General features: G+C 71.1%; 12 protein-coding genes. 8 read left to right on the top strand and 4 right to left on the bottom strand.

What is annotated here, in order from left to right; all coding sequences use genetic code 11:
• Positions 1-57: 57 nt before the first annotated feature.
• Both ACGF5U_RS21975 and ACGF5U_RS21970 read right to left on the bottom strand, forming a co-directional pair.
• The gene (locus ACGF5U_RS21975; protein WP_392711666.1) at positions 58-1,092 is read right to left on the bottom strand and encodes an iron-siderophore ABC transporter substrate-binding protein; all 1,035 of its coding nucleotides are present in this window, start codon (positions 1,090-1,092) and stop codon (positions 58-60) included.
• Positions 1,093-1,263: 171 nt separating this feature from the next.
• Positions 1,264-2,616, bottom strand: a complete 1,353-nt coding sequence (locus tag ACGF5U_RS21970) for a lysine N(6)-hydroxylase/L-ornithine N(5)-oxygenase family protein (RefSeq protein ID WP_392711664.1) — start codon at positions 2,614-2,616, stop codon at positions 1,264-1,266.
• A 248-nt stretch (positions 2,617-2,864) separates the two neighbouring features.
• Between ACGF5U_RS21970 and ACGF5U_RS21965 the strand changes: the two genes are divergently transcribed.
• A complete protein-coding gene (locus ACGF5U_RS21965) occupies positions 2,865-3,812 on the top strand; it encodes a methionyl-tRNA formyltransferase (protein ID WP_392711663.1) in 948 nt (315 codons plus the stop codon).
• A 251-nt stretch (positions 3,813-4,063) separates the two neighbouring features.
• Complete coding sequence (locus ACGF5U_RS21960; RefSeq protein WP_392711662.1) at positions 4,064-4,660, top strand: DinB family protein; 597 nt, start codon at positions 4,064-4,066, stop codon at positions 4,658-4,660.
• A gap of 70 nt (positions 4,661-4,730) precedes the next feature.
• Here ACGF5U_RS21960 and ACGF5U_RS21955 read toward each other — a convergent pair whose 3' ends face one another.
• The gene (locus ACGF5U_RS21955; RefSeq protein ID WP_392711661.1) at positions 4,731-4,895 is read right to left on the bottom strand and encodes a hypothetical protein; all 165 of its coding nucleotides are present in this window, start codon (positions 4,893-4,895) and stop codon (positions 4,731-4,733) included.
• Positions 4,896-5,207: 312 nt separating this feature from the next.
• Between ACGF5U_RS21955 and ACGF5U_RS21950 the strand changes: the two genes are divergently transcribed.
• From ACGF5U_RS21950 to ACGF5U_RS21940, 3 genes are all read left to right on the top strand, one after another.
• On the top strand, positions 5,208-5,438 hold the full coding sequence (locus ACGF5U_RS21950) for a hypothetical protein (RefSeq protein WP_392711660.1): 231 nt from the start codon (positions 5,208-5,210) through the stop codon (positions 5,436-5,438).
• A gap of 186 nt (positions 5,439-5,624) precedes the next feature.
• Positions 5,625-6,074, top strand: coding sequence for an SRPBCC family protein (locus tag ACGF5U_RS21945; protein ID WP_392711658.1), 450 nt, complete (start codon positions 5,625-5,627; stop codon positions 6,072-6,074).
• Between the two features lie 6 nt (positions 6,075-6,080).
• On the top strand, positions 6,081-6,410 hold the full coding sequence (locus ACGF5U_RS21940) for a TfoX/Sxy family protein (protein ID WP_392711657.1): 330 nt from the start codon (positions 6,081-6,083) through the stop codon (positions 6,408-6,410).
• Positions 6,411-6,476: 66 nt separating this feature from the next.
• Here ACGF5U_RS21940 and ACGF5U_RS21935 read toward each other — a convergent pair whose 3' ends face one another.
• A complete protein-coding gene (locus ACGF5U_RS21935) occupies positions 6,477-8,009 on the bottom strand; it encodes a hypothetical protein (protein ID WP_392711656.1) in 1,533 nt (510 codons plus the stop codon).
• A gap of 458 nt (positions 8,010-8,467) precedes the next feature.
• Between ACGF5U_RS21935 and kdpF the strand changes: the two genes are divergently transcribed.
• Genes kdpF through kdpB form a run of 3 tightly spaced genes read left to right on the top strand, consistent with a single transcriptional unit; the run spans position 8,468 to position 12,380 of the window.
• Positions 8,468-8,557 (top strand): K(+)-transporting ATPase subunit F, encoded by a 90-nt coding sequence (gene kdpF / locus ACGF5U_RS21930; RefSeq protein ID WP_392711654.1) that lies wholly within the window; start codon positions 8,468-8,470, stop codon positions 8,555-8,557.
• Between the two features lie 8 nt (positions 8,558-8,565).
• Positions 8,566-10,230: a potassium-transporting ATPase subunit KdpA gene (kdpA, locus tag ACGF5U_RS21925; protein WP_392711652.1), complete on the top strand. Its 1,665-nt coding sequence runs from the start codon at positions 8,566-8,568 to the stop codon at positions 10,228-10,230.
• The gene (gene kdpB, locus ACGF5U_RS21920) at positions 10,227-12,380 is read left to right on the top strand and encodes a potassium-transporting ATPase subunit KdpB (protein ID WP_392711651.1); all 2,154 of its coding nucleotides are present in this window, start codon (positions 10,227-10,229) and stop codon (positions 12,378-12,380) included. The genes kdpA and kdpB overlap by 4 nt, the downstream gene beginning before the upstream one ends.
• Positions 12,381-12,387 lie beyond the last annotated feature (7 nt).

The raw sequence follows: 12,387 nt of genomic DNA, 5'->3' as shown, positions 1-12,387 counted from the left end.
CCGCGCCCGCCCGGCGGGACGGTCACCGGGCGGGCGCGGTCGTGCGGGCGGGTCGCCTTACTTGATGGCCTCGAGCATCGGCACGACCTGGTCGATGGCGTACGGGATCGACAGCACGGTGTTGAAGGAGAGCGCGGCGCCGATGTCCGGGCTGTCGTACGGCAGGAACAGGTCCCGCTTCTCCTGGTGCACCTTGGTCTTCTGGTACAGCGGGTCGGCCTTCATGGCCTTCTCCGTGTCGGGGGTGCCCAGCCACACCGTCCGGTCGGCCTCCATGACGTCGAACCGCTCGGCGCTGAGGTCGGCGATGTTGTCCTTGCCGAGGGCCTTGCGGTACGTCTCGGATGTGGTGAAGCCCATCTCCGCCAGGAAGATGACCTTCGGGTCCTTGGGCGAGAACGCGGAGAACTTGCCCGGCTCGTAGGGCTCGCCGACGGTGACGGTCTTGCCCTTCCACTCCGGGTGCTTGTCGCGGACGGCCTTGAAGCGGGCATCGATGTCGGCGATCAGCTTCTCGGTCTCGGTGTCCTTGCCCAGCGCCTTGCCGATCTGCCGGGTCATGTCCTGCCAGGGAGCCTGGTAGTCCTCGTGGCCCTTGGGCTGGGCGACGACCTTGGTGAACTTCGAGAGGGTGTCGTACTGCTCCTTCTTCATGCCCGAGTACTGGGCGATGACGAGGTCCGGCTTGAGCGCGGCGATCTTCTCGATGTTGTACTCGTCCCGCTCACCGACGATCTGCGGCGGCGTGGAACCCCACTTGTCCTTGGCCCACGGCCACTTGCCGTACGGCTGCTCCTTGAACCAGTCCACCGAGCCGACCGGCTTGACGCCGAGCGCCAGCACGGCGTCCTGGTCGGACAGGCCGAGCGTGACGACCGTCTTCGGCTCCTTGTCGATCGTCGTGCTGCCGTACTTGTGCTCGACCGTCACCGGGAAGGCGGCGGACGCGTCGCCGGCCTTGTCCGCGGGCTCGGCCGACTTCTCGGTGCCGCCCCCACAGGCGGTCAGGGCGAACGCGGCGACGGCGGCGACAGCGACGCGCGGGACGTTTCTGATGAGCCGCGTCAGCGCGGGGCGTGTACCAGTGGACACGGTTGTTCCTTTCACGGGGGTTTCACGGTGCGTGCCCCGTCCGCCGGGTATGACGGCGTTACCGGCGGGCAGGGCGGTGTGGGGGGCGACCAGGCAGGTCCCTGGCCCCGCCAGGGGAGCCCCTGGCGGAAGGGGCCCCTGGAGGGAGGACTTTTCGGAGGGAGCGGTTCCCTAGCGGGCCGTGCCGATACCGTCGGCGACCGGCCGGGCCTCGTCGAGGGTGGCCTTCAGATCCCGGTCGAGGATGGAGTCCAGGATCTCGCCGACCCTGATCGCCGTGTTGGACAGCAGGGGCGACGTGATGCCGTGGGTGTGCTCGGTGCCGCCCTGCAGGTAGATGCCGCAGCGCACCGCGGGGTCGGTCGTGACACGGTAGTCGCGCTCGACGCGTACCCGGCCCTGCTCGTCGCGCTCGCAGCGGTCGCCGATCTCGCCGAGGAGGCCGAACGGATCGGCCTGGCTGTAGCCGGTGCCGAACACCACGACGTCGGCGTCCAGCCGGGTCTCCTCGCCGGTGACCAGGGACGTCACGACGGCCTGGACCTTCTCGCCGCCCTCCTCGACACCGGTGAGGCGGGAGACGTTGAGGAAGCGCAGACGCTCGGTGCCGAGCACCTTCTCCTGGTACTCCTGCCGGTACAGGTCGTCGATCAGGTCGATGTCCACCACGGAGTAGTTGGTGTTGCCGTGGTAGTCCATCAGCTTGCGCTTGATGTCGTCGGGCGCCGTGAAGTACTCGTCGACCGCGGCGGGGTCGAAGATGCGGTTGGCGAAGCTGCTGTCGTCGGCGGGGCTGTAGCCGTACCGGGAGAAGACGGCGCAGACCTCGGCCTGCGGGAAGCGGCGGTGGAGGTAGGCGACGTTCTCGGCGGCGCTCTGGCCGGCGCCGACGACGACGAACCGGGCGGGGTCGGTGCCCTCCAGGCCCTCCACCTTGGACAGCAGGTCGGAGCTGTGCCAGACGCGGTCCGTCCGCTCGACGCCCTCCGGCATGAGCGGGCGCAGTCCGGTGCCGATGACGAGGTTGCGGGCCCGGTGGACGACGAGTTCGGCACCGGAACGGGCCGTGACGTCCAGGTACTCCACCACACCGTCGCGGACGACCGGCTCGACGGCGATGACCTGGTGACCGTACGACACCATGTCGTCGACCTTCGCCGCCGCCCACTCGAAGTAGTCGTGGAACTCGACCCGCAGCGGGAACAGGTTCTTGTGGTTGACGAAGTCGATCAGCCGGCCCTTGCTCTGCAGGTAGCACAGGAAGCTGTACTCGCTGGCCGGGTTGCGGAGGGTCACCAGGTCCTTGAGGAAGGACACCTGCATGGTCGCGTCGTCGATGAGCATGCCGCGGTGCCAGCCGAAGCTCGGCTGCTGCTCGAAGAAGTGAGCAGTGACCGCCTCCTGCCTGCCGACGCGAGCGTTGTGCTCGCTGAGCGCTATCGCCATGGCCACATTGGACGGGCCGAAGCCGATGCCTATGAGGTCGTGGACCAGAGGTGCGTCGCCAGGAAGAACCTGAGACATGTCACTCCCATCGTGCGGGACAGCCGCCTGTGAGGCGTGGGGGAAAACGGGGAGCCGGACACACCGGTGACGGCGGCCGAGCAGAACTTAGGTAAAGCTAACCTGATCTGGCCAACCTGTCGACGGGACAAAACCGACAAGTTGGAGGCCATGGCGCCAAACACCCTGAGAATCATGGCGTGTTGCACCCTTAGGTAAGGCTTGCTTTACTTATCGCCGGTCAATCGCTCTTCTGAGGAGGAACCCCCATGCGGGTCGTCATGTTCGGTTATCAGACCTGGGGGCACCGCACCCTCCAAGCGCTCCTGGACTCCGAACACGACGTCGTGCTGGTCGTGACGCACCCCAAGAGCGAGCACGCCTACGAGAAGATCTGGAGCGATTCCGTCGCCGACCTCGCCGAGGAGCACGGCGTCCCCGTGGTCATCCGCAACCGGCCCGACGACGAGGAGCTGTTCGAGCGGCTCAAGGAGGCCGACCCGGACATCATCGTGGCCAACAACTGGCGGACGTGGATCCCCCCGCGCGTCTACGGCCTGCCGCGTCACGGCACCCTGAACATCCACGACTCCCTGCTGCCCAAGTACGCCGGCTTCTCCCCCATCATCTGGGCCCTCATCAACGGCGAGCCCGAAGTCGGCGTCACGGCCCACATGATGGACGAGGAGCTCGACGCCGGCGACATCGTGGACCAGCGCGCGGTGAAGGTGGAGCCGACCGACACCGCGACGGACCTCTTCCACAAGACCGTCGACCTCATCGCCCCCGTCACCATCGGCGCTCTCGACCTGATCGCCTCGGGACAGACGGAGTTCACCAAGCAGGACCGCTCCCAGGCCAGCTTCTTCCACAAGCGGTCGGAAGAGGACATCCGCATCAACTGGGACTGGCCCGCCGAGGTCCTGGAGCGCCTCGTCCGCGCCCAGTCCGCCCCCTACCCGCCGGCCTTCACCTTCCACAAGGGCAAGCGCCTGGAGGTGCTCTCCGCCGTCGTGTCCGAGGGCCGCTACGGCGGCACTCCCGGCCGGATCTTCTACCGCGAGGGCGAGGGCGTGGTGATCGTCGCCGGCGCCGACGCCCGCACCGGCCGCAACCACGGACTGGCCGTCACGCGCGTACGCACCGAGGACGGCCGCGAGCTGCCGGCGACCGAGTACTTCACCTCCATGGGCGGCTACCTCACCAGCCGCCCCTGACACGGGCCGTGGGCGCGCCGAAACCGCGTCCGGACACCTGAGCACCGAACGCCCCGGACGGTCCCGGGGCTTCGGCAGACGGCGCCGCGTGGGCACGCCCCACGCGGCGCCGCCCTCTTCCGGCCTCTACTCGGCGGGCTCGGCGGGCTGGCGCCCGTGGCCGCGGAGGCCGGCAGCCGGAGGACTGACGACCCGTGACGAGCGGGCGAAATTCGGTGGCCGACGGGACCGAGGCGCACGACGATGCCCCCATGGACTCCGATGCCCGCACGGCCTCAGGCAGACACGTCGATGAAGCGTCGCCGACTCGGTGGACGCCCGCCACCGTCCACCCCGACATGTGGGTCGATCCGGAGGACGATCCGCGCGAGACCGATGCCGAGACTGCCGGTGAACGCGACACGCTGCTCGACAACCTGCGCTACTTCCGCCTCACCGTCGAGATGAAGTGCGCGGGGCTGGACGCCGAGCAGCTGGCCCGGCGCTCGTCCCCACCGTCGACGATGTCCCTGCTCGGGCTGGTGCGGCACATGGCCGAGGACGAGCGGCACGTCCGCCGGATGGCCGGCGAGGATTCGCCGAGGATCTACCGCACCGCCGAGGACCGCGACGCCGACTGGAACGGCGCGATCGCCGACCCGGCGGTCGTGGAAGACGCCTGGCGCCGGTGGCGGGCCGAGGTGGAACTGACCGACCGGTTCATCGCCGGCTTCGCCGACCTCGGCGCGCGCCCCGGTGGTGACGTGCCGCTGCGCGACATCCTGGTGGCGCAGATCGTGGAGTACGCGCGGCACTGCGGCCACGCCGACCTCCTGCGCGAGCGGATCGACGGCCGGGTAGGCCAATGACCGCCCACCCCGCGTCCCCTTGCGGGCCGGGGAGCACGGCCGGCCGGCCCCTGTCCGGGCGTGGGGCCGGTCAGTGGCGCCTGCGGCCACCGCGCCGGAACCGCACGGCGACGTAGGCGAACGCGACGACGAAGACGACGACGCCGATGACGAGCAGGTACAGCAGCCCCTCGACCACGGCGCCGATGATCCCGAGGGCCACCGCCACGAGGAGCAGAAACAGGAACAGCGCCATCACACCCACCTTCACTTCGCCCGATATGCCCATTGTTCCTTTCTGGTCACCCTAAGCACGATCTCCTCCCTTCGCCGGGGAAGGCGCCCGTCGTCGCGGCTCGGCGCCGCCGGTCAGGCGCGCCCCGTCACGCGGACGGCGGCGGCCTTCGGTGTGAACCGTCCTCCAGCACGGCGGCGCCGGCCTTCCGGCGCCCCGGCCCGGATTACGGTCGGTGTGCTGACGGCCCGTCCCGGCACCCCGAGCCCCCGAACCACCGAGGAGGCCGCGGTCGCCGGGCCAGGCCCCATTCCCATCTGGAGGACGGCACCCATGAGCAGCACCGAGACCGGCGGCGTCACCGGCACCAAGGACAAGGACTACAACCTGATCTGGTACGTGGAGGCGTGCCTGAGCAACGCCCTGCGGCTGGAGACCTACATCCAGGACGCGGAGCGGGAGAACGACAGCGAGGTGGCCGAACTGTTCCGTAAGGCGCAGAGCGACAGCCGCAAGGGCGCCGAGCTGGGCAAACAGCTTCTCCGCGGCCGTCTCGGCGGCTGACCGCGCACTCCCTCCCGCGTCGGCGCGGCGGACCGTCAGGTCCAGCGGAGCCGCGCGGGAGGAGACGCGGGGTCGCGTACCCGGCCCGTGAGCCGGAGTACACCGGGCGGACAACCGGGGCGGGACGACGAACGGGGGGGGGCGGGACGGCGCGCGCCCGCGCCACCGGGCCGTGAAGCTGGAGGCATGACGATCGACGTCACCGCGCGGCGCACCATCCCGCTGCCGCCCGAGCGGGTGGCCGCGTACGCCATGGACTGGCGCCACGACGCGGAGTGGACGCAGGGCATCCGCATGGCGGAGCTGACGAGGGAGGCGCCCGGTGGCGGGTTCGGCACGGGCGCCGAGGTCACCCGCACGGCCTACTTCCTGGGCCGCCGCATCGACTACGTGCTGCGCGTGGCGGCCCACGAACCCCCACGACTCCTGGACATGGTGTCCGTGGCCGGGCCGATGCCCATGCACATCACGTACACCTTCGAGCCCGCCCCCGAGGGGACCCGGGCGCGGATCCGCGTGCAGGGCGGTGGTGGCGGTCTCTACCGGCTGGCAGGACCGCTCCTGGCCCGACAGGTGCGCGGCCATCTCGACAAGGACCTGCGCGACCTCGAAGCCAGGCTGACCGGGCAGGGGTGACGGACCATGGCGTACGACCCGGGTCTGGCGGAGAGGATCCGCGAGCGGCTGGGCGCGGGCCCGGACGTCTCCGAGAGGCACATGTTCGGCGGGGTCGCCTTCCTCTGCCGGGGGAACATGGCCGTCGGCGTCGTCGGTGACGACCTGTTGGTCCGCGTCGGCCCCGACGCGGCCGACGAGGCGCTCACCCGGCCGGGTGCCGAGGTCTTCGACATGACGGGCCGCCCCATGCGCGGCTGGGTGGTGGTCGCCGGGGCCGCGGTCGCCGAGGACGGCGCGCTGGCGGAATGGCTCGACGCGGGCTGGGCGTTCGCCTCGGGTCTGCCGCCCAAGTGACGGGGAACCGGCGGACGCCGGCGGCCCGCCCGCCCCGTGGAGCGCCGACCCACCGGAGCGCCGCCCTCAGGGGTGTGCCGACGGGGACACCAGCATGTGGAACCCGGGGCGTTGGGGCAGGTCGGGGAGGTGGTGCACGGCCCAGCCACGGGCGTACGCGGGAACCGCCGCTCCCCGGGACAGCAGTACGGCGACCGGCTGCCGCTCGGCCGCCCGCGCGAGGCCGGCCGGGGTGATTCCGGCGTCGGGACCGGCGGGCTGGCGGGAGGCGCACCCCGCCCGGTACGCGATGCGGATCGCGTCCTCTCCGGTCACCACGCAGGGCGGACGCACCCCGACCGCCCGGAGTTCGGCGGCGATACCGGTGAGCGTGACGGTGTCGGCGCGCACCCGCCGCGTGACCGAGTCGAGCACCTTGTACTGGACCGCCAGGTGCCCCAGCAGCGCGAGCGCGCAGAGGGCGGGCACGGCGGGCCGCCACGAGGTCCGGATGCCCGCGAGCCGCACGAGGAGCACCGCGACCGGCAGGGCGAGCAGGGCGTACGCGGGGAGCAGGAAGCGGGGAGCCGCGTAGTCGATGGTGAACAGATACGGCAGCGCGAGCCCGCCGCCGGTGACGGCGGCCAGCACCGTGGCCGTGCGGTGACGCGTCCCGGCGGCCACCCGGAGTCCGCCGGCCACGAACAGCGGCAGGACGAGGAACCACAGCGCGGTGACCGGGCTCCGCCAGGGCACGTCGCAGGGGCGGCAGAGCGTACGGCCGCCCAGTGCCCGGACATGGTCGTCGACGGCGACGTACCAGCCGAGTTCGCCCTGGATCTCGCCGGCCCGGTCCAGCCGCGCGGCGAGGCCGCCGTAGCGGACGTACGCCTCGATCACCCATTCCGCGCCGCCGACGAGGAGACCGGCGGCAAGCACGCCCCACAGCACCGGCCGCCGCCAGGCTCGCACCGCCAGGGAACCCGCCGCCGACAGCAGCACGAGCGGTACGGCGTCCGGCGGCCGCATCAGCGCTACCCACGCCACGGCGGCGGCGAGTCCCGCCAGGGACCGGGAGTCGCCGGGGTCGCGGGCCGCGCGCAGGAAGAAGCCGACCGCGGCCAGAGCGCCGTACGCGGCCCAGAGGTTCGGCATCGCCTGCGGCCCGTAGTACAGCGTGATCCACAGGCTGGCGAACAGGCCGCCGGCCACCGCGAGCACCGGTGCGGGCAGCAGCGGGCGCCACACCCGCAGGGCGAGGAACAGGCCGAGGCCGGACAGGACGGCCAGCCACAGCCGCAGCGCCGGGACCGACGGGGTGAGCGCCGCGACGGGGGCGGCGAGGAAGGAGACGCCCCGGGCGCGGGGCGCGCTGAAGAACGCGGCGGGGCCCTGCCGCCCGACCTGGCTGACGTACACCGTCTCGTCCCAGCCCAGGCCCAGACCGGGCGCCACCAGCGCCAGCTGAGCCGACACGAACGCCACGGCGACGGCGCCGAGCCACAGCGTCGCCCGGCGGGACCGGTCCTCCGGGGCCGTGGTGCGTGGCGCCTCGCGCGTGACCGGACCACGGTCGGCGGGCTCGCCACGGGAGCCGGGCAGCAGATGCGGTTCCTGCACGGGGACCTCGCGGGTAAGGGGCCGGGGCGGTCCCGGCCTGCCCGTTCCACGCTGGGCGCGGCGGGGGCCGCCCGCCACACCGGGGCGGCGACAGGCGCAGCACCCGCGCCCGATGGTGTGACGTGCCCGTGGAGCCGCCGACGGCCGGTAAGGGGCGCGACGGCGCTCCCCGGCGGTCCCCCGTCCTGACGTCACTCGTCCACCGTGTCCCCGGGCCCCTTCGGCCACCTCGTCCGGACAGCTCGGAGCCCGTGCGTATGAATCGCGTCAAGCCCGCGTTCGCGGGCGTATGGAGCCCGTCAACAGGGGCCGGGTTCCCGCCAGGAACGGGATTTCCTCGGGAAGTCCCGTTCCGACCCTCTTTCTTAGGAGCTCGCGGTGGCCGACCTGGCCTTCGTCCTCACCACCGTCGCGGTGTTCGCGCTCGTGGTCCTCGTCGCCCGGGGGGTGGCGAAGCTGTGAGTGCCGAGAACGTCGTCGGGCTGCTCGTGGCCATAGCCCTCCTGGGCTACCTGGTCCTAGCCCTCGTCAAGCCGGAGAGGTTCTGAGCCCGTCCATGAGCCCCGTCCTCGCTGCTGTCGCCCAGGTGACCGCGCTCGTCGTCGCGCTTGCCCTGGTGCACCGACCGTTCGGCGACTACATGGCCGCCGTCTTCTCCTCCGACAGGCACCTGCGTGTCGAGAGGTGGATGTACCGCGCGGTCGGCGCGAACCCGGACACGCGGATGAGCTGGCCCGCCTACCTGCGGGCCGTCCTCGCCTTCTCCGGCGTCGGCGTGCTGTTCCTGTACCTGCTGACGCGGTTCCAGGACCAGCTGCCGCTGTCGCTCGGCTTCGCGTCCCTCACACCGGACCAGGCGTTCAACACAGCCGCCTCGTTCGTCTCGAACACCAACTGGCAGTCGTACTCCGGTGAGTCGGCGATGAGCCACCTCACCCAGACCGGCGGCCTCGCCGTGCAGAACTTCGTGTCCGCCGCCGTCGGCATCGCCGTCGCCGTCGCGCTCGTGCGCGGCTTCACCCGGTCGCGCACCGGCGATCTGGGCAACTTCTGGGCGGACCTGGTCCGGGGCGTCGTACGGATCCTGGTTCCGGTCTCCGTGGTCGCGGCCCTGCTGCTGGTCGCCGCGGGCGCGATCCAGAACTTCGGCGGCATCCAGGAGATCACCACCGTCACCGGGCAGACCCAGCACATCTCCCCCGGCGCCGTCGCCTCGCAGGAGGCCGTGAAGAACCTCGGGACCAACGGCGGCGGCTACTTCAACGCCAACTCCTCCCACCCCTTCGAGAACCCCGACGGCTTCTCCAACCTCCTGGAGATCTTCCTCCTCCTGGTGATCCCGTTCTCCCTGCCGCGCACCTTCGGAAGGATGGTCGGCTCGGTCAGGCAGGGGTACGCCGTCGTCTCCGCCATGGCGGTGATCTGGTTCGTCGGTGTGGTGCTGGTGACCTGGACCGAGTTCGCCCACCCCGGCACCGCCGCGCAGCTCGCGGGCGGGGCCATGGAGGGCAAGGAGCAGCGGTTCGGCGAGGGTGCCTCGTCTCTGTTCGCCGTCTCCACGACCATGACGTCGACCGGCTCGGTGAACTCGTTCCACGACTCGTACAGCGGGCTGTCCGGCGGTGTGCTGCTGCTGGGCATGATGCTCGGTGAGATCGCGCCCGGCGGGGTCGGCTCCGGTCTGTACGGCATGCTGATCATGGCGGTCATCGCCGTGTTCATCGCCGGTCTGATGGTGGGCCGCACACCCGAGTACCTCGGCAGGAAGATCGGCACCCGAGAGATCAAGCTCGCCGCCTGCTACATCCTGATCACACCCGCCCTGGTGCTCGTCGGCACCGCTGTGGCGATGGCCCTGCCCGACGGCGAGGAGGCCATGACCAACATCGGCGCGCACGGCTTCTCCGAAGTCCTCTACGCGTACACGTCCGCGTCCAACAACAACGGCTCGGCCTTCGCGGGCTTCGGCGCGAACACGCCGTTCTTCAACACGACACTGGGCCTGTGCATGCTGCTCGGCCGGTTCCTGCCGATGGTGTTCGTACTGGCGCTCGCCGGGTCACTGGCCGAACAGACGCCCGTACCGGAGACCGCCGGCACGCTCCGCACCGAGAAGCCGCTGTTCACCGGCCTGCTCGTGGGCGCGATCCTCATCATCACCGGCCTCACCTTCTTCCCCGCCCTCGCCCTGGGCCCGCTCGCGGAAGGGCTGGCCTCATGACCCTCGACACCACGAAGCACGAGGACTCCATGTCCACCGCCACCACCCTGACCCCGGCGCCGCACAGCGACATGCCGACCGGTCGCGGGCCCGCGGGCGAAGGCCGCGCCGGACGGGGCCTGTTCGACCCCGGACAGCTGCTCAGGTCCTTTCCGGACGCGCTGCGCAAACTCGACCCCCGGGTGATGGTCACGTCCCCGGTCATGTTCGTGGTGCTGACCGGGTCGGTCGCCACCACCGTCCTGGCGCTGAGGGACCCGTCCGACTGGTTCGGCTGGGCGATCACCGCCTGGCTGTGGCTGACGACGGTCTTCGCCAACCTGGCGGAGGCCGTCGCCGAAGGGCGCGGCAAGGCCCAGGCCGACACCCTGCGCAAGGCGAAGACCGACACCGTGGCCCGGCGGCTCCTCGTCCAGGACGGCAGGGGTGAGGAAGAGGTGCCCGGCACCGAGCTGCGCGTGGGCGACCTCGTGGTCTGCGAGGCCGGGGACGTCATCCCCGGGGACGGCGACGTCGTCGAAGGTGTCGCCTCCGTGGACGAGTCGGCCGTGACCGGCGAGTCCGCGCCCGTCATCCGCGAGTCCGGCGGCGACCGTTCGGCCGTGACCGGCGGTACGAAGGTGCTGTCCGACCGGATCGTCGTCCGTATCACCACCAAGCCGGGTGAGACGTTCATCGACCGGATGATCAGCCTGGTGGAGGGGGCGGCCCGGCAGAAGACCCCGAACGAGATCGCCCTCAACATCCTGCTGGCGTCCCTGACGATCGTGTTCCTGCTGGCCGTCGTGACGCTGAAGCCTTTCGCGATCTACGCGGGGGCCGACGGCCAGACCTCGCTCATCGTGCTGACGGCGCTGCTGGTGTGCCTCATCCCGACGACGATCGGCGCCCTGCTCTCGGCCATCGGCATCGCGGGCATGGACCGGCTGGTCCAGCGCAACGTCCTCGCGATGAGCGGGCGGGCCGTCGAGGCGGCCGGCGACGTGTCGACGCTGCTGCTCGACAAGACCGGCACGATCACGCTCGGCAACCGGCAGGCCGCCGACTTCGTACCGGTGAAGGGCACCACCGCCGCCGAGGTGGCCGACGCCGCGCAGCTGTCCTCCCTCGCGGACGAGACGCCCGAGGGCCGTTCCGTGGTCGTCCTCGCCAAGGAGCGGTACGGGCTGCGCGAGCGTCATCAGGGCGAACTCGCCCACGCGGCGTGGATACCGTTCACGGCCCGGTCCCGGATGAGCGGCGTCGACGTCGACGGCCGCAGGATCCGCAAGGGCGCCACCGCCTCGGTGGTCGCCTGGGTGCGGGAGCGGGGCGGCGAGGTCGCCCCGGACGCCGACGCGATCGCGGACCGGATCTCCGAGGCGGGCGGTACGCCGCTGCTCGTCGCGGTCGAAGACGCGGACGGCCCGCGTGTCCTGGGCGTCATCCATCTCAAGGACGTCGTCAAGGAGGGCATGCGGGAGCGGTTCGAGGAGCTGCGGCGCATGGGCATCAGGACCGTCATGATCACGGGCGACAACCCGCTCACCGCGAAGGCCATCGCCGAGGAGGCCGGAGTCGACGACTTCCTGGCGGAGGCGACGCCCGAGGACAAGATGGCCCTGATCAAGCGGGAGCAGGCGGGCGGCAGGCTCGTCGCGATGACGGGCGACGGCACCAACGACGCCCCGGCCCTCGCCCAGGCGGACGTCGGCGTGGCCATGAACACCGGCACGTCGGCCGCCAAGGAGGCCGGGAACATGGTCGACCTGGACTCCAACCCGACGAAGCTCATCGAGATCGTGCAGATCGGCAAGCAGCTCCTCATCACCCGGGGCGCGCTCACCACCTTCTCGATCGCCAACGACGTGGCGAAGTACTTCGCCATCATCCCAGCGATGTTCGCGGTCGCCTATCCGGGCCTGGACAGGCTCAACGTCATGGGCCTGACGTCCCCCGAGTCCGCGATCCTCTCCGCCGTCGTCTTCAACGCGCTGATCATCGTCGCCCTGGTGCCGCTCGCCCTGAAGGGTGTGCGCTACCGGCCCAGCGGCGCCGACAGGATGCTCCGCCGCAACCTCGCGGTCTACGGCGTCGGCGGACTGATCGCCCCGTTCGTCGGCATCAAGCTGATCGATCTGCTCATCTCCCTCATTCCCGGAATCGGCTAGGACCGGC

This window comes from Streptomyces sp. NPDC047886 (genome assembly GCF_043204435.1).
Lineage (GTDB): Bacteria > Actinomycetota > Actinomycetes > Streptomycetales > Streptomycetaceae > Streptomyces.
This window is presented reverse-complemented; position numbering and strand designations above follow the sequence as displayed.